The sequence below is a fragment of the Pseudoalteromonas arctica genome, assembly GCF_012927645.1.
GTDB classification, from domain to species: Bacteria; Pseudomonadota; Gammaproteobacteria; order Enterobacterales; family Alteromonadaceae; genus Pseudoalteromonas; species Pseudoalteromonas arctica_A.
Genome location: NZ_JABBMT010000002.1, coordinates 119,080 through 137,051, shown reverse-complemented (window position 1 = coordinate 137,051; position 17,972 = coordinate 119,080). Strand labels below are relative to the sequence as shown.

The following is a 17,972-nucleotide window of genomic DNA, read 5'->3' as shown; positions in this document are numbered from 1 at the left end:
GTCCGATACTATTCAGTATTGGACATTGCATTAAAATATAACTCTCAATCCGAGAGTTTGAGTTATGATAGACTCTCAATTTGAGTATTGTCAAATTATTATTTATCAATAAGTAGGTCTATAATGAAACCGTCCGAGGAGGAATTATGAATTTTAGCTATGAGTTAACGCAAAAATACAAGGAATTCAAAGGGTACACACAAGATAAGCAAGTGTGCCTAGATGTTAATGGATTAACCACAGGGAATTTAAGTGACATAAAAAAGGAACGTAGACACCTAACAGCAAATCAGGTAATTTTTATTTGCAAAGAGATGGAAATTGATTTCAAGCCTGAATTAATAAAACTAGCAATTGAACGCTCAAAGACTAAAGAAGAAGTTAGCGCGTGGACTGAAGTTGCAAAAAAGATTAGCGCTGCATGTGTAGCGGGTTTGCTGTTAATTACGGCATCTTTCACCCAAGTTCAAGGGGCGCATTCGCGCAAACATCATAGCCTATAATTTATATTATGTTAAATAGGCGAGGTGAATTAAAGTGGGCGTAATTATACAAATTATCCCACTTTTAGAAGGGTTTTGAGGTCTTAATTTAGCTCAGAATCTACCCAAAACTTAGTGCCTTTTAATACGGCTTGTAATGCTAGTCCACTTTCGGTCAATGAATAAACAGTTACTTGGTCTGCAATCGCTTCAGCAACAATGGCACCGCCGGTTTCTTGGTATTTAGCAGCCACATCAGCGTTACCACCAAAGGCCCAACCATGTGCAATAAAGCGGTTTAGTGCAGCCTGATTATGAAAAACCATTACAACGTTAAAATCTTTAACACCTAAACCAAGTCCTAAACCGGCTTCACCCATATTCATGTAAGTAGATTTACCTGTTAGGTTATTTTTAACAACCCCATAACCACCACCAAAACTGGCTAATACAACGTTAACATTGGCATTATCGAAAACAGCATAACCTGCCGCATTTTTAATTTGCTCTTTAACATCTGGTTTTTCTTTGTATAATTTACTGAGTGTATCTGCTCGCATATTTTGCACTAGATTACGCTTTTCAGTTGGAGAAGCACTACCTGTTGTAGCACAACCAGACAGGACTAATGTAAGAGCAACTAAACTTAAAACTATTAACTTTTTCATATGCCTTCCTTAAACCAGCAACATTACTTGGGTATTATCTAATTAGCTTAACAATATAATCATTCACTAAGTCCAATACTAGACAGTATCGGACTTTAAAGTTAAACTGTAACTACTTTATTTTATTAGTAATAACTATATTATGCTTGTTGCTTTGGTCGATACATTAAAACAATTACGGTACCAAATTGCCCATCTTGAAGATGATACATTGCAATCAGAATACCCAGAACTTGCCATCTTTATACAGCAAGTTGGCTTGATTGTCGCTGAATCTAAGCAAGAATTAATATTTTTGTATCAATTTTTATATGTTTATGGTCGAAAATCAGAAGCGACCTATAATCGTTTTCGTAACGAGCTCGAACGTTTTTATTTATGGTCTTGGTTAATTGCAGAAAAATCAGTATTTGAATTAAAACGTGAAGACATAGAAGCCTATGTTGATTTTATGGTCGAACCCGATAAAAGTTGGACGATGACTTCAGTTCAATGGCGTTATAAAGATGAGCAAGGGATCCGTAGATTAAACGAAAATTGGCGTCCTTTTATGCTCAAAGAATCTGTTGCCAGCCAACAAACATTAGCTGCCATGTTTACTGCTTTAAATGTATTTTACAAGTTTGCTATTTTAGAGGAAAAAACCTTTGCTAACTTTGTACCGGTTGTAAAAAAGAATAGCCCTTATTTAGTTGTGCAATCACAAATAAAAACTCCTGATACCTTGAGTGATATTCAATGGGAATATGTATTTGGTGTCACACGCGATAAGTGTGAGCAACAACCTGATTTTGAAAGAAATTTATTTACCTTAGCGTGTTTAAAAGGTCTTTATTTACGGATCTCAGAACTATCAGAGCGACCACAATGGTCGCCTGTTATGTCTCATTTTTGGCAAGATAATGATGGCTTTTGGTTTTTAAGAATTATGGGTAAAGGAAATAAATTACGAGATGTAACACTCAGTGATGATTTTGTAATTTATTTAAAACGTTACAGATTATACAGAGGTTTACCAGCCCTGCCCCGCATTGATGAGTCTGATCCGTTGGTGCATAAAATTCGTGGTCAAGGCGGAATGACCGTTCGACAAATTCGTCGTTTAGTTCAACAAAGTTTTGATTTAGCCAAGCAATCTTTACTTGATGATGGCTTTACTGATGATGCCGAGCAACTAGAATCGGCAACAGCGCATTGGCTCAGACATACTGGTGCTACGCATGATGCACAAACTCGCCCTTTAAAACATTTATCAGAAGATTTAGGACATGCAAAAATTGCCACCACTGATCAAATATATATTCAGACAAATATCAAAGAACGAGCAAAATCAGGACTTAAAAGGAAAATATAAATGGAATATGTTGTATTAGCTGCTGTGGGTTTAGCCTTTTTAATTTATTCATTATCTATGCATCAATTAGAGCGAGCAGAAATTACCGGACCTATGTTTTTTGTTATTATCGGTGCGTTGATTGGGTTTTTGCTACCAAGTAAAACGGCTTATTTAACCAGAGATTTAGATCATTTATTACCGTTAATAGAATTAACACTGAGCATATTTTTATTTACTGATGCGGCAAAAACTAAACTGACGGTTTTAAAACATAGTTTTCAATACCCTAGCCTATTACTTTTTGTTGCTTTACCACTTACCTTGTTTGCCGGAATAATTATTGCGAGTTTAATGTTTACCCAGCTCACACTTATTCAAGCAGCACTAGTTGCAATAATATTAACGCCGACAGATGCAGCGCTTAGTAAAGGATTATTAAATAGCAGTGCGGTGCCTGAAAAAATTCGTGAAGGGATCAATACTGAAAGTGGTTTAAACGATGGCTTATGTGTGCCGATATTTTTAGTTTTGATGTTGTTAGCAAAAGAACCAGCATCTACATTTTCGGTTTATGATACGGCCATTGTTTTTGCGCGGGAATTAGGTGTGGCCATTTTGGTTGCAATTACTGCGATGGGATTGATCATTCCCGCGATTAAATTTGCTATGCAACGTCATTATTTTTCAAATAATAGTAGCCCTTTTTTAGTGGTTGGTATGGCAATGGCCATTTTTTCGATCGCACAAAGTTTACATAGCAGTGGTTTTATTGCGGTGTTTATTGCTGGATTAATTTTTGATAGATTTACTGATCAGGCTTTACGCTTAAAACTTGTTGAAGATAGTGAGCACATAGCTGACTTTACTGGTTTGTTGATCTGGTGTTTATTTGGTTTTGTGTGTAGCTACTTAGTTCTGCCAGAAGTATCATGGGTACTTGCTGTATTTGCACTACTGAGTACAACGCTTATTCGAATTATTCCTGTGATGTTGTCATTACAATTTACAAAATTAAAAATGAAAGAACGTTTTACTTTTGCTTGGTTTGGCCCGAGAGGCTTAGCATCTATTGTATTTACTTTAATGGTGATTGATAGCAGCATAGAAAATAAATACCTTATAGCTACGATTGCGATGACAACTATTTTATTTAGTGTTTTTATTCATGGCATGAGCACTAAGCCTATTGCTGATAGTTATTTAAAATAAAAAATATGTTATAAAAAATGCCGCATTCTTTTTTAAAAAGTGTGCGGCATTTTCATTTATATTAAATACTATTACTTAGTTTATTTGCTAGTAATTCTATTGGGTGTTTTGGCTTGAATTTTTCATAACGTTTCACTTGGCTACGACAAGAAAAACCAGTTGCTAATAATTGCTCAGGTTTATTTTTCTCTACAACACCTTGCCAACTCATTTCATATAATGCTCGAGAGTTTTTTTGGTTTTGCGCTTCATGGCCATAAGTCCCCGCCATACCGCAACAGCCTGTTGTTGTTGTATTAAGTTTTAGGCCTAAGTCAGTAAATATTGTTTGCCATACATTCGCCGCTTTTGGTAACGCGGTTGTTTCAGTACAGTGACTTAATAACGTAAATGTTATATCGCTATCTATTTTGTTAGCTAATGCTTTAAAAGATTGTGTTGCTAACCATTCATGAGCAAGTAGCACTTCAAACTCACCACGTTCATCAGCTAAAATAGAATTATATTCATCGCGATAACACATTACTAATGATGCATCTAAACCTACAAGTGGTGCATTTATTTCAGATAATGAATTTAAAAATGTTGCTGCATTTTTTGCTGTTATTTTAAATTCATTTAAAAAACCTTTAACGTGTTGCGGTTTTCCATTTGGCTTAAATGGTAACAGTATTGGCTTCTTGCCGAGTGCGGAAATTATTTTTATAAAACTTTCTACCAGCTCAGCTTCATAAAAACTGGTAAACGGATCTTGCACGATTAGTACATACTCACTTTGTTGCTTGGGAGGTAAGCCTGAAAGTTGTGCAAAATTAAATTCGTGTGTTTTACTAATCCGTTTTGTTAAACGTGGTGAACTAAGCACGGGTGTATCAACATAGCCAACAGATTTTTTTATTAATGAGTTGACTAATTTAGTTTTTACAATGGGGTTTATTACACTTGAAAATTTAGCCATTAATGGTGCGCTGGCTTCAATATTTCCGACTAGATAATCTTTCAGTGGACGTGCGTAGTAACTATGATAATAATTTAAAAAGCGTGATCTAAATGTCGGCACATCAACTTTTATTGGGCACGCTGTGGTACATGCTTTACACGCTAAACACTCATCCATTGAGGCTTTAACTTCATGAGAAAAATCATACACGCCTTTCTTTTTATCGCGGCTATGTTGAAAACGCTCCCACCAGGTGATCACTTCACCTTTATTGAGTTCCTTTTCAACCTCAATTAAATCAATCTCTTTTGCTTCTTGTAAACGCAGCCATTCGCGCATTAAACTTGCGCGACCTTTAGGTGAATTACGACGATCACCGGTTACTTTATATGATGGACACATAGGAGAATTTTCATCATAGTTAAAGCAAATACCATTACCATTGCATGTCATTGCATTATTAAAACTAGTTTTAACATCAACCGAAATTTGTCTGTCGAACCACGCCCGTTTTTGATCGTCAACACTAACTAGTGAGTCCTTACTTTCAATTGGCGTGCATATTTTACCGGGATTAATTCTATTGTTAGGATCAAAAGCTGATTTTATAAGACGTAATTGCTTAAATAAATGCTCACCAAAAAACTCAGGGGCATATTCACTTCTATACCCTTTGCCGTGCTCGCCCCACATTAAACCACCGTATTTAGCTGTGAGTTTAACAACGTCATCAGAGATCACCCGCAGTAATTTTTCTTGTTCTGGGTCGCACATATCTAGTGCCGGCCGCACATGTAATACACCGGCATCAACATGACCAAACATGCCATATTGTAAATTATGGCTATCGAGTAACGCTCTAAATTCGACAATATAATCGGCGAGGTTTTCTGGAGGGACAGCGGTATCTTCAGCAAATGCTAATGGTTTTTGTGCACCTTTAACACTGCCCAGCAAGCCAACTGATTTTTTACGCATGGCATAAATTTTTAAAATATCAGCCTTACTGCTGGTCAGTTGATAACCAATTACGCCATTTTTTTGTTGTGCAACACAATCATCGAGTAATGCACATAGCGACTCAACTTTGTCTTTTATGTCATCAGGCGATACAGCATTAAACTCAACCATGTTAAGCCCTTGCATATCTTTATTTGGTACATCAGTTATTAAGTCTGATACTGAATGCCAAATAATATCTTCACGTGCAAGATTTAAAACTTTGCTGTCAACGGTTTCAACTGAGGTAGCGCGTGCTGCAACTAAAAATGGTGAATGGCGAAGGGCTGAGTCAAAACTATCGTACTTAATATTTATAAGAGTTTTAAATTCAGCAATTGGTGTGATATTTAATTTAGCCTCAGTCACAATACCAAGCGAACCTTCTGAGCCCGTTATTAGCCTACTCATATCAAAAGTTTGTAAGTCATCACTTAGCACATGCTCTAGGTCATATCCAGTCAAAAAGCGATTTAAACGAGGGAACTTGGCTAAAATTACATCCCGCTCAGACAAGCAAATATCAAGCACGGTGGCGTACAGTTTGCCGATTGTAGTGTTTTGTTCGGCAATTAGTTTGGCTTTATCAATCTCTATTGGCGTCGTTGACATTTGTGTGCCATCGATTAAATAAGTGGTAAGTCCTAAAACATGATCGCTAGTTTTACCATACACTAGTGAGCCTTGTCCTGATGCATCGGTATTAACCATTCCGCCAATTGTTGCGCGATTACTCGTTGATAAATCAGGTGCAAAGAAAAATCCATAAGGGCGTAAAAAATCATTAAGTTGATCTTTAATCACACCCGTTTGCACTCTTACCCAACCTTCTTCAGGATTAATTTCGAGGATTTCTCGCATATAGCGTGATAAATCGACAACGATCCCAGGAGTTAATGATTGACCGTTGGTGCCTGTACCACCGCCGCGAGGGCCAAAAGTCAGTGATAGATAAGGGTCTTGTGCAGCAGTTTGTAAGGCAATTTGAATATCTTTTTCAGTTTTAGGAAAAATAACACTTTGCGGTAACTGTTGGTAAATACTGTTATCAGTTGATGCAGTTATACGAGTAGCATAACTTGCATCAGTGTCGCCAGTAAACCCTTGTTTAATTATAGTTTTTAAGTAACTTGCGACTAAATCGGTCGCGGCATCTTGTTGGCTAATAGTTGCTATCATGACGGTTGTAAATTAAGGCATTTGTTCGATTATACCATGCAAATAGCTATATAAAATTGCTGTTTTTACAGTTTGTAACACTCTTTTTATCGTATTTAGGCGTGTATTAATTATACTGAATCGTGCAAATTTTTAGACAAAAAGTTAGCTCGCTAATTTTATAAAATAATTGAGTAAACAAAAATGCCAGCAATTACGCTGGCATTTTTTATACTTTATCGATTATTTTGCTAATTTTTTAGCAAGGTATAACCAAGTTTCAAGTACTGTATCTGGGTTTAGTGAAACAGAATCTATTCCCTGCTCTACTAACCACGCAGCAAAGTCTTCATGATCTGATGGGCCTTGACCACAAATACCAACATACTTTCCTTTTGCTTTGGCAGTTTGAATTGCCATAGAAAGTAGTTTTTTGATTGCTGGATTACGCTCATCAAATAAATGAGCAATTAATCCTGAGTCACGGTCTAAACCAAGCGTAAGTTGCGTTAAATCGTTTGAACCAATTGAAAAGCCATCAAAGTGTTCTAAAAATTCATCAGCAAGTAATGCATTTGATGGAAGTTCACACATCATGATTACTTTTAAGCCATTTTCGCCACGTTTAAGACCATGCTCTTCAAGTAATTCAATAACACGTTTACCTTCTTCAAGGGTGCGTACGAATGGGATCATGATTTCAATGTTGGCCATATCCATGTCGTTACGAACACGTTTGATTGCTTCACACTCTAGTGCAAAACAGTCACGGAAATCTTCCGAAATATAACGTGCTGCGCCACGGAAACCAATCATTGGGTTTTCTTCTTCAGGCTCGTATTGTTGTCCGCCAACTAAGTTAGCATATTCGTTTGATTTAAAATCAGACATACGGACAATTACACGCTCTGGTGCAAATGCACAGCCTAAAGTCGAAATACCTTCAACTAATTTAGTAATATAGAATTCAACTGGTGATTCATAACCTGCAATCATCTGTGTGATTTCAGCTTTTAACGCATCGGTTTGAGCATCAAAATTTAGCAATGCTTTAGGATGCACGCCAATCATACGGTTGATAATAAATTCAACCCGCGCAAGACCAACACCTGAGTGTGGTAAGCGTGCAAAATCAAATGCACGATCAGGGTTACCAACGTTCATCATGATTTTCATTGGTAGTTCAGGCATTTTATCGACACGTGAAGTGAGGATTTCAAAATCTAAAATACCCTCATAAATAAAGCCTGTGTCGCCTTCAGCACACGATACAGTTACTTCTTGGCCAGCTTTAATTAGGTCAGTTGCATTACCACAGCCGACGACTGCTGGAATACCTAGCTCACGGGCGATGATTGCCGCGTGACATGTACGACCACCACGATTAGTTACAATCGCTGCAGCACGTTTCATGATCGGTTCCCAATCTGGATCAGTCATATCGGTTACTAAAATGTCACCTTGTTGAACTTGATCCATTTCATTAATCGAGTCAAGTACACGAACAACACCTGAACCAATTTTATGACCAATGGCGCGTCCTTCAACGATCACAGCACTGCTACCATTTAGTTGGAAACGTTCCATAACATTAGTGTCTTCGTTTGAACGAACTGTTTCAGGACGAGCTTGTACAATGTATAGCTTGCCATCATTACCGTCTTTTGCCCACTCGATATCCATCGCGCGGCCATAATGTTTTTCGATGATCACAGCTTGCTTTGCAAGCTCTTGAACTTCGGCATCGGTAATGGAGAATTTATTTGAAAGAACAGCATCTACATCTACGATTTCTACTTGTTTACCATGCGCTTGATCGGCAGAGTAAATCATTTGAATCGCTTTTGAGCCAATATTACGGCGTACTACAGATGGCTTACCTTTAGCAAGTGTTGGTTTATGAACATAAAATTCATCAGGGTTTACTGCGCCCTGTACAACCATTTCACCTAGACCATAACTTGAGGTGATAAATACGACATCTTCGAAACCTGATTCAGTATCAATACTGAACATAACGCCAGACGATGACTTATCAGAACGTACCATGCGTTGAATACCCGCAGATAATGCTACGCCGCGATGATCATAACCCTGGTGGACACGGTATGAAATGGCACGGTCATTGAAAAGCGATGCGAACACATGCTTAATGGCGACCATTACTGAGTCGATACCACGTACATTAAGGAAGGTTTCTTGTTGGCCTGCAAATGATGCATCAGGCATATCTTCAGCTGTTGCTGATGAACGTACTGCGAATGAAACATCGTCTGCTGCATTGCCGTGGAGTTGGCTGTATGCGTCGCGAATGGCTTGGTCTAAATTAGGTTGGAATGGGGTGTCGATAATCCACTGACGAATATCAGCACCGACTTTTGCTAGTGTATTTACATCTTCCACGTCCAGTGTGTCTAAAATGTCGTGGATCTTTGCATTTAGTCCTGATTGCTCAAGAAACTCATTAAATGCGTCTGCGGTAGTAGCAAAACCACCGGGGACTTGTACACCAGCGTTTGCTAGGTTAGAAATCATTTCGCCGAGTGAGGCATTTTTGCCGCCAACACGAGGAACATCTTGCATACCAAGCTCTTGATACCAGAGAACGTATTCTTGCACGGATCTTTCTCCAAAAAAACAAATTGTAGTAATAACTGTGAGAGTTAAGAAAGAAAACCTTCTAAAAAGGTCACCTTCATTCTACACTGGCAATAGACCTTACGTAAACCGTAGGGTGGCTATTTTAACTATTAAACGTAATAAAAAGGTTAATATGAGAACTGCATTTTATATTTCTGACGGTACAGCTATCACTTCTGAAGTATTTGGCCACGCCACTTTGTCATTATTTCCCGTTGAATTTAATCATAAAACTATTCCTTTTGTTGAAACTGAAAAAAAAGCGAACGAAATAAAAGCATTGATCAATGCAACGGCACACCGCGAAGGCGAAAAACCATTGGTATTTTTTACTTTCGTTAACCATAATTTAAGTGAAATTATTCGTTCATCAAACGCGGTTACTTATGATTTTTTAACTACTTTTAGTGAGAAAATAGAGCAAGAACTCAAAGTTGCGCCGGTGCCTAAAATTCATCGGACTCATTCAATGCATGAAAAAAGTTATGACTTTAGAATTGATGCTGTGAACTATGCGCTTACTAATGATGACGGTGCTAATATTAACAACTATGCAGAAGCTGATATAATCTTAGTTGGCGTAAGTCGCAGTGGTAAAACACCCACCAGTTTATATTTAGCGCTACAGTATGGTATTAAAGCTGCTAACTACCCTATCACTGAAGAAGATTTAGATTCGGGTAAATTACCGCAGTGCTTAATTGCCTATAAAGATAAGTTGTTTGGTTTAACAATTGATCCGGTGAGATTGGCAGATATACGCCAACGGCGTATGGCTAATTCAAAATATGCTTCGCTTAAGCAATGTCGAATCGAAGTACGTGAAGTTGAAATGTTGTATAAAAAACATAAGTTGGCGTATTTAAATTCGACTCATCATTCTGTAGAAGAAATTTCCGCTAAGATTATTTCTGATACTAACCTTGAGCGACGTAAGTACTAACTTCAATTTAGCTAATTTGGTAATACAAGGTATAAAAAATAATACCGGGCATTAAAAAAGCCGCATACGCGGCTTCTATTTTTTGGACTAACTTTACTTACGTGCGTCTTTTAATAAATCTGCAACTAAGAAGCCAAGTTCTAATACCTGATCAGCATTTAAACGTGGGTCACACTGAGTGCGATAACGTTGTGCTAAATCGTCATCAGATAATCCGTAAGCACCACCAGTACATTCTGTAACATGTTGGCCTGTCATTTCTAAATGAACACCACCTGCATACGAGCCCTCAGCTTTATGAACTGCGAAAAACTGGCTGATCTCACGTAAAATATTATCAAAGCTGCGAGTTTTATACCCTGATGTCGCTTTTTCAGTATTCCCATGCATTGGATCAGAACTCCAAATTACCTTACGGCCTTCTTGTTGAACGCGACGTACTAAGGCCGGCAACTTTTCAGGAAGTACATCAGCACCCATACGTGTGATCAATGTTAAGCGCCCTGGGATGTTGTCTGGATTAAGCGCATCAATTAAACGAATTAAGTCGTCAGGAGCCATTCCTGGGCCAACTTTTACCCCAATTGGATTTTTAATACCTTTAAAGAATTCGATATGAGCATGATCAAGTTGGCGAGTACGTTCACCAATCCAAACAAAATGTGCTGAGCAGTCATACCAATCGCCTGATAGATGATCACGGCGAGTAAGCGCTTCTTCATACCCCAGTAATAACGCTTCATGAGAGGTGTATAAATCAGTCTCTTTAAGGCTTGGTGCAATTGTTGAGTTAATACCGCACACTTCCATAAACTCAAGCGCATCTTGAATCTTATCAGCAAGTTGTTGGTATTTTTCTTTAAGTGGGTTAGCGGCAACAAACCCCATGTTCCAGCGATTTACCTGATGTAAATCTGCAAGCCCACCTTGTGCGAATGCGCGTAATAAATTTAATGTTGCTGCACTGTGATGATAAGCCGTCATTAAGCGTTGTGGGTCGGGAATACGCGCTTGTTCAGTGAACTCAAAATTATTTACGATATCACCACGATATGAAGGTAAAGACATCCCATCAATGGTTTCTAAATCTGCTGAGCGTGGTTTAGCATATTGCCCTGCCATGCGCGCAATCTTAACTACAGGGCATTTACCGCCATAAGTTAGTACAACTGCCATTTGCAATATTGTCTTAAATGTGTCACGAATATTAGCGGCATTAAAGTCACTGAATGATTCAGCACAATCACCACCTTGAAGTAAGAAGGCACGGCCTTCACAAACGTCTTCTAGTTGTTTAAATAAACTACGGGTCTCTTCTGCAAAGACCAGTGGCGGTGCACTCTTTAATTGGCCTTCAACAGTTTTCAGCGCTTCTTGATCTGGATACTGTGGCTGCTGAAGTATTGGGAGCTCTCTCCAGCTATTTGGGTTCCACGACTGCATATTAATTTCCTCATTCCTACATTTACCTGATAGATGAAAATTAACGTATGCAGTGCCCCTGTTCAAGGACTATATTCGCTAATTATCAATTATTTAGTTATGAGATAAATATTATTGATGAATTGCGATGTTCTATTACACTTCCCCTTTTTTAAATATCAATTAAGTAACGTTTAACTTATTAATATAAAACACAAAATTAAAAAATAGACCGTGCCCGTAATAAATTAATCAAGAGGAGGCTCTCTAAGTTGCAATAAGAACACATCATACTTAAACTACAATGCCACGTACACTTAACGTTACAGTGTTCATTGAGTTATTTTTCATACCAAATAGCTAGCGTTTAAAATTTGTGCTACTGCTTCAAGGGTTGTAAAAGTCATTACTAAATTGAATGACGTTCTGCTCGCCTGATGGCGCTAGTAATTACCTTGTTAGAGTCATCTTGGCACACACATATCAAATTACTGATAGTTGTTAATTTAAGCCCCAGGGTATTGCTATGAAAAAGCGGTGCCTTTTAGTAACCCAAATAATCATAATTAAATTTCAAGCTTGGTTGTTTTTAGTTGACTGATTTTATAAGCGCTCTAGCTCCTAAATAAGGAGAACACATCATACTTAATTGTTTGAAAAAATAACTTTGCATCGAGTAAAACTAATCAAATAAATAATCATAGAAAAGTACACTGACTCATTTTTAGTTTAAGTGGCGTTATGGTAAACTATTATTCTCTATTTTGTATGATGTGTTCTTATGGTAACTAAAGTACAAATTCGCAGTCAGTTCGATTTACTTAGTGATTTAACTAACCACTTTATTGATGATTTAATGCAATACGACTATTCAAAGGCTGATTATTATCAATTACCTGATATTGATAGTCATGCTGAAAAGATAGTCCCTCAATCGATCAATGTCACAAAAATTACAGGGGCTGCTGGCCAAAAGTTAATTTTAAATTCATTTCACGATATCTATAAAAAATCAAGCCTAAGTAGTCGTGTTTTAAAACGTCACCCTGGATTACTGGTGATAAAAAATGCGGATCAAAAACAGCTTGTTGCTCGTATTCAGCAAGTAAACAAAGCTAAAGCAGCATTTAAAGAATGTATTTTAGCTATTGATAATAATGACGCCCGCTTTGAAGCGGTTCATAATGCAATTCCAAATTTAATAACACTCGCCGCATACCGTAAAATTCATTTTGAAGTAAACTCTCCTTTTTCAGTTCGTTTTACATGGATGCACAAACATGCGACTAAAACACTGACAAAAAAGATGGCTCTAGCCATGCTCGAAAAATCAGCCGGTTATTCCAATCCCAGAATGATCGACCAACTCAGTTGGCAAGCACTCGTAGCTCAAGAACAATTACGAGTCGCTAGTTTAGGTGATAAGGAAAAATTACGAATAAGACGACCAACCCGCGTTAGCCCACAAGTAAATGTGAGATACACTGCGAAAGATCGCTATCATGTTAGTGCCGCGCTACCTTTTATTTTGATAAACCCTGAACCGGATGTAAAACTAGGTACGTTAGCGGATTATCAAAAACCACAAAGCCATCCGCGTAAACGTGAGTATGATTTTCTTGTTGATAGATTATATTTGGAACAAGTTGATAAATAATTATGTTAAAAGGCCTCTTAATAGCGGCCTTGAATCAGGAATAGGTAAATTAATCTTTGACTATTTCTTCAATTTTATCTTCGTCGATTAAAACAGCATTTTCAACTATGCGTTTACCACCTTGAATTTCAATACGTTTGTTATGCTTATTCAAAGTAAGTATTTCATCACAAAACTGATCTGACGGATGCATCTCGTATGTATAATCTACGATGTTGCCAGTTTTATCATCTTTAACATTCGTAATGCTATATTCTGAAATAGCACCTTTTTCGATAAGATCTTTCATCGTGGTGGTCATATCACGGCGCAATGCTTTTAATTTATTTTCAGTGATATCGTCGGTTGAATAGATTGAACCATATTTTTCCATAATAGATAACAATCTAAAGTGATATGTTTTTCCTGGTGCTGCATAGCGCCAAAGATGGTAAAGACGCAACATCATCCAGCGAGATAACCCGCGCTTTAATTCTTGCGCACTATTGAAATAGTATCCCTTGTATTCAAGGTTATCGATCATGTTATGAACAAATGCATTCAAGCACGCCACACATTTAACATTACCACCCTGCCCTTTTTTACCACTAAAGTGCAAAGAAGAAAGAAAGTTCATATTTGATTCGTAAAATGAATCATCAATATTGGTATTTTTAGTATCTGTCGCTGAATACTTAAACGATAACTTAGAACCTTGCAGTGCTTCTAATGCTTCTTTTATTTGTGGATAAGGCATCGATTGACCAACAGCTTTAAGTTCTTGCGCTAATTCGTTCATCGAAAAAACCACGGCATATTGAATACCGGACTTAAAATTAATTTTTACAATTTTACCTTTAGAAGCTAAACGAATTAGTGCACGTTCTACTTTTTCTTCACGATCAGATGGCCAAACTAAATATTCAACATCTTCACCGTCTTTACGGGTACTTACTACCGCAGGAGTAATTTTAATTTCACCATCATACAAAATTCCATCCACTTTTTCGGATATTTTTCGAGTAATAATGGTTTTTTTAGGTGCTTCTTCGAGTGGTAATTTTTTATGACCAGAGCGAACAAAACGTCCCCACAAATCATAATGATTAAAAGTATTCGAATAGGCCCTTAGTCCATGCGCTGCATTTTCTAATGAAATCCGCACATCTTTGTTGTCTGTAAATAATGCGAGGCTTTCGTTATCTATTGCGCTTTCCACCCCGTGGATCTGACCCCGTAATGTATCGGGTAAGTTATCTACCGAGATGTTGACCTTTCGGTTCATTGTTCTTATTTCCAATTTTATTGTGACAGCTAATAACAACACATTAAACAGAAAAAGTTAAATGTTTAAGTTAGTATAAAACTGATCTAGGATTAAAATATATGTTCAGATCACTATTCTACTAAGTAATCTCAATGATCTTGATTTTCAGATCAGTTTTTTACTAACACTCGCATTATAAATCTAAATTTTACTAACTCCCCCATATTTTTGTCCGTCTATTTCTGTTTTTTAACCGTAAATACACGACATAAAACTAATTTTTACTAATACCTGTGGATAATCATCGAATCAGTTAGCATAGATCTGATCTATACCTACTAGAGATCAGATCTATACTAATTAAACAACCTATTCTTCCTGATCATAAGTGGATAAGTTCTTAATAATCTTAGTAAAAAACTGATCTCAACAACAGTTTTTGTGAGTAAACTTGTGCTTAAACTGTGCATAACTTAATTATCAGATTTAAGGTTAGTAAAATAGCGATCTATTAGTTACTAAAGATCTGATCTTAACCAAGTATAAACCTGATCCACTTTTTCTATTATTATTTATATAAATCATAAGCTTAAAGTACATTTTATGCTCTTAACCTTTATTACCTATATATTTAACCACTTTTAAACTTCTTTATTTATACTAAGCAATTTTAAAATTACAAATTAATTCTAAATGTCTTGTTATTAAAAGCCATGTCGTCATAAATAGTTGTTTACAGTAAATTGAATGGACATTATACTTAATTCCTAACTTTGAGGAATTAAGTATGTCAATTCATAATAATGCGCTATCCACCTATCGGCTTTTAAAAGCAACTGCAGAAGTCGCAGAAAAATCATTAGCAGGACGCATTCAGCATTATCGTGCCCACTTAAAATCTGAAGAAAAAGAGCTTCGAACTTATACTCAAAAAGCAGCAGCAGATCTGTTAGGCTGTAACAATCGTACCTTAAAACGTCGTCATGACAATGGTGACTTTGACGAGCTAAATATCAAACGCGGTGCAAACGGCCATTATGCTTATACGCTAGTAAATATATTTGCTATGGCAGATATAATGGATATTCAACCAGACCACCGTAATGTTGACGATAAACTACAAGTTATTGTGATTAATTCTCTCAAAGGCGGCTGTGGTAAAACAACCAGTATGGTCAATATTGCTGCGGCCCTGGCTACGACTAATATTAAACGATATCGTATTGGTATTATTGATTTAGATCCACAAGGATCATCATCAAGTTTTTTCCCACCTAGTGAACCTGAGCCAATTACAGTTGGTGATTTAATGCGAGATTGCATTGATTTAGATCCAGATGAAACTTGGCAACAACTTGTTACAAATGCTTTTTTACCTACGCATATCCCAAATATACGTATATTGCCCTCAGGTATGGATGACTTTTACTTTGAACACGAAACTGCAACGTTGCTAAAAGATAGTTCAAGTTATGAAAAAACCCGTCATTACCATAAATTATTAGAGAAAGTGATTGCTCCGGTTAAGGAGCAATTTGATATTATTTTAATTGATACGGCTCCTTCTCTTAACTTTATGTTTTATAATGCTTTAATGGCATCTACGGCAATGCTTATTCCGGTTCATCCTGAAGCCGTTGATTTCGATGCTAATAATAAATATCTAAAACGTTTAGGTGAGATCTATCATACCGTTGCATCTTTAGGTCATGAAGGCTGGGACTTTATGCAATTTTTAGTAACTAATTACGTTAAAGGCAATCATTCACAGCGTGACATCGTAAAAGATGTACGCAGTGCATTTGGTCGTCAGGTAATGAGTTACCCAATTAACCACAGCTCGGCGATTACAGCAAGCTCTTCGTCATTCAATACTATTTTTGATCAAAAAACATCTGACAGTTTAGCAAGTAGAGAATCATTGATCAGAGCTCAAGAAAATATAAAAGATGTTGTTGATGAATTAGAAATGCTGATCCGTTCAAACTGGCAATCAACACAATCTCAATTGAATGAACCTAAGTAAGGTAGTTAACAAAAAATGGCTAAAAAACGTAAAAATGACACCAGCTTAGATCCTTTTGCTACTTCAATTGGTAATAGCAATCTTGATGAATTACTAGAGCAAGCAAATGCAGGCGATGTGATCAAAATGCCTGCACCAAGTGATCCTAGTCGTCAGATCACACTCGTTTGCAAAGTGATCCCACATGCTGAAATAGAAAATACCACGAAGGTGTATGCAAAAAATCGTCGTGTTCAAGTATTACTCAATGAAAAGTCTGTCGCAGATATACTCCCTGCTATAGCCGAGGACGGTCGTAACCAACATCCCGCTCTATGCTGGGATAAAGGTGATGAAACGCTGGTATTAGCCGGCTCACGTCGCCGTATGGCATGTATAATCGGCAATGCTGACTACATGGTTTTTAGTTCGAGTGATTTTACTGACTTAGATGCTAAGATTTTAGCGGTATCTTCAGACCAATATATTGCTCCGAGCCTATGGGAACTTGGCCAAGCATATCAACAAACTAAAGATGAATTAGTTGCACAAGGTAAAAAAGGTTCTTATCGAGAAGTGGCCGCCATTGAGGGTGTATCGCATACAGCCATTGCTGATGCTATTAAAGCCTTTGAGAAGCTCCCTGCTGCTGTACTTGCCCTTTATCCAACAGCGAACCATGTTGGTCGTGAAGTAGCTAAAAAGCTGATTGCAGCAAAAGAACGTGATGAACATAGCTTTAATCAGCAAGTAAATCATTTAACACACAACAACAGCTTAGAAGAGATAATTGGAGATGAGAAGCGTGCAATGGCGATCACTAAATTGCTCACGGCTGAGCCACAGTTAGCTCAACGTCGAGAAGCATTACTAGAAAATAGTTACATAAGCCTGCAACGTAATTTAAAAAGTGGTGATTTATCAATTAAAATTGATAATAAAGTGATTACAGACAAACGGTTAGAACAACTAACTAAGTTATTAAATGCATTTAACTAGTTAATAAAAATCTGATCTGAAGGCGCTCTTTTGTTAGTAAAATTCTGATCTAAAACTGTTTTTTGTTAGTAAAATAATGATCTTAAACATCAATAAATCATATTATTTAGCTCATAGATCATTTTTTTACTAACTGGTAAGCCACATTCTTCACTCTTGCCGCTATTTTTTTTATAACTTAGTAAAAATGTGATCTGTAAACACGCTTAATTATTAGTCATATGTTTATAACATGTGGGCTTGTTGTTGGTTAGTTGTGTTTATCTAT

At 37.0% G+C, this 17,972-nt stretch carries 12 protein-coding genes; 7 read left to right on the top strand and 5 right to left on the bottom strand.

The genetic code is table 11. The features are described from left to right. Positions 1 to 146 precede the first annotated feature (146 nt). The gene (locus tag HHO47_RS02130) at positions 147 to 503 is read left to right on the top strand and encodes a DUF3693 domain-containing protein (RefSeq protein WP_169018442.1); all 357 of its coding nucleotides are present in this window, start codon (positions 147 to 149) and stop codon (positions 501 to 503) included. A gap of 83 nt (positions 504 to 586) precedes the next feature. On the opposite strand, the gene HHO47_RS02125 is transcribed toward HHO47_RS02130, so the two are convergent. Beyond that, complete coding sequence (locus tag HHO47_RS02125) at positions 587 to 1,150, bottom strand: YSC84-related protein (protein WP_169018440.1); 564 nt, start codon at positions 1,148 to 1,150, stop codon at positions 587 to 589. 142 nt (positions 1,151 to 1,292) lie between these two features. On the opposite strand from HHO47_RS02125, the gene HHO47_RS02120 reads away from it, so the two are divergent. Together HHO47_RS02120 and HHO47_RS02115 are read left to right on the top strand one after the other, a co-directional pair. Next, complete coding sequence (locus HHO47_RS02120) at positions 1,293 to 2,504, top strand: tyrosine-type recombinase/integrase (protein WP_169018438.1); 1,212 nt, start codon at positions 1,293 to 1,295, stop codon at positions 2,502 to 2,504. Beyond that, entirely contained in the window at positions 2,505 to 3,695 is a 1,191-nt protein-coding gene (locus HHO47_RS02115; RefSeq protein ID WP_169018436.1) for a cation:proton antiporter, read from the top strand. Positions 3,696 to 3,756: 61 nt separating this feature from the next. On the opposite strand, the gene ydiJ is transcribed toward HHO47_RS02115, so the two are convergent. Together ydiJ and ppsA are read right to left on the bottom strand one after the other, a co-directional pair. Next, positions 3,757 to 6,813: a D-2-hydroxyglutarate dehydrogenase YdiJ gene (gene ydiJ / locus HHO47_RS02110; RefSeq protein WP_169018434.1), complete on the bottom strand. Its 3,057-nt coding sequence runs from the start codon at positions 6,811 to 6,813 to the stop codon at positions 3,757 to 3,759. A 222-nt stretch (positions 6,814 to 7,035) separates the two neighbouring features. Next, positions 7,036 to 9,411 carry a phosphoenolpyruvate synthase gene (gene ppsA, locus HHO47_RS02105; RefSeq protein WP_169018432.1) on the bottom strand — a complete coding sequence of 792 codons (2,376 nt, stop codon included), beginning with the start codon at positions 9,409 to 9,411 and terminating at the stop codon, positions 7,036 to 7,038. 154 nt (positions 9,412 to 9,565) lie between these two features. On the opposite strand from ppsA, the gene ppsR reads away from it, so the two are divergent. After that, entirely contained in the window at positions 9,566 to 10,375 is an 810-nt protein-coding gene (ppsR, locus tag HHO47_RS02100) for a posphoenolpyruvate synthetase regulatory kinase/phosphorylase PpsR (RefSeq protein ID WP_169018430.1), read from the top strand. 93 nt (positions 10,376 to 10,468) lie between these two features. Here the strand turns inward: ppsR and HHO47_RS02095 are convergent, their stop codons facing one another. Continuing rightward, the gene (locus HHO47_RS02095) at positions 10,469 to 11,818 is read right to left on the bottom strand and encodes a class II 3-deoxy-7-phosphoheptulonate synthase (RefSeq protein WP_169018428.1); all 1,350 of its coding nucleotides are present in this window, start codon (positions 11,816 to 11,818) and stop codon (positions 10,469 to 10,471) included. 760 nt (positions 11,819 to 12,578) lie between these two features. On the opposite strand from HHO47_RS02095, the gene HHO47_RS02090 reads away from it, so the two are divergent. Continuing rightward, positions 12,579 to 13,454, top strand: coding sequence for a DNA replication terminus site-binding protein (locus HHO47_RS02090; RefSeq protein WP_169018426.1), 876 nt, complete (start codon positions 12,579 to 12,581; stop codon positions 13,452 to 13,454). Positions 13,455 to 13,503: 49 nt separating this feature from the next. On the opposite strand, the gene HHO47_RS02085 is transcribed toward HHO47_RS02090, so the two are convergent. Continuing rightward, the gene (locus HHO47_RS02085; RefSeq protein ID WP_169018424.1) at positions 13,504 to 14,718 is read right to left on the bottom strand and encodes a replication protein A; all 1,215 of its coding nucleotides are present in this window, start codon (positions 14,716 to 14,718) and stop codon (positions 13,504 to 13,506) included. A 769-nt stretch (positions 14,719 to 15,487) separates the two neighbouring features. On the opposite strand from HHO47_RS02085, the gene HHO47_RS02080 reads away from it, so the two are divergent. Continuing rightward, on the top strand, positions 15,488 to 16,726 hold the full coding sequence (locus tag HHO47_RS02080) for an AAA family ATPase (RefSeq protein WP_169018423.1): 1,239 nt from the start codon (positions 15,488 to 15,490) through the stop codon (positions 16,724 to 16,726). A 15-nt stretch (positions 16,727 to 16,741) separates the two neighbouring features. Further along, positions 16,742 to 17,704, top strand: a complete 963-nt coding sequence (locus HHO47_RS02075) for a transcriptional regulator (RefSeq protein ID WP_169018421.1) — start codon at positions 16,742 to 16,744, stop codon at positions 17,702 to 17,704. Positions 17,705 to 17,972: the final 268 nt, after the last annotated feature.

Excerpts from the sequence above, each read along its gene's own strand:
- HHO47_RS02115 (WP_169018436.1), top strand. The coding sequence starts at position 2,505 with ATGGAATATGTTGTATTAGCTGCTGTGGGTTTAGCCTTTTTAATTTAT.
- HHO47_RS02075 (WP_169018421.1), top strand. The coding sequence starts at position 16,742 with ATGGCTAAAAAACGTAAAAATGACACCAGCTTAGATCCTTTTGCTACT.
- HHO47_RS02080 (WP_169018423.1), top strand. The coding sequence starts at position 15,488 with ATGTCAATTCATAATAATGCGCTATCCACCTATCGGCTTTTAAAAGCA.
- HHO47_RS02120 (WP_169018438.1), top strand. The coding sequence starts at position 1,293 with ATGCTTGTTGCTTTGGTCGATACATTAAAACAATTACGGTACCAAATT.
- HHO47_RS02130 (WP_169018442.1), top strand. The coding sequence starts at position 147 with ATGAATTTTAGCTATGAGTTAACGCAAAAATACAAGGAATTCAAAGGG.
- ppsR (WP_169018430.1), top strand. The coding sequence starts at position 9,566 with ATGAGAACTGCATTTTATATTTCTGACGGTACAGCTATCACTTCTGAA.
- HHO47_RS02090 (WP_169018426.1), top strand. The coding sequence starts at position 12,579 with ATGGTAACTAAAGTACAAATTCGCAGTCAGTTCGATTTACTTAGTGAT.
- HHO47_RS02095 (WP_169018428.1), bottom strand. The coding sequence starts at position 11,818 with ATGCAGTCGTGGAACCCAAATAGCTGGAGAGAGCTCCCAATACTTCAG.
- ydiJ (WP_169018434.1), bottom strand. The coding sequence starts at position 6,813 with ATGATAGCAACTATTAGCCAACAAGATGCCGCGACCGATTTAGTCGCA.
- HHO47_RS02125 (WP_169018440.1), bottom strand. The coding sequence starts at position 1,150 with ATGAAAAAGTTAATAGTTTTAAGTTTAGTTGCTCTTACATTAGTCCTG.
- HHO47_RS02085 (WP_169018424.1), bottom strand. The coding sequence starts at position 14,718 with ATGAACCGAAAGGTCAACATCTCGGTAGATAACTTACCCGATACATTA.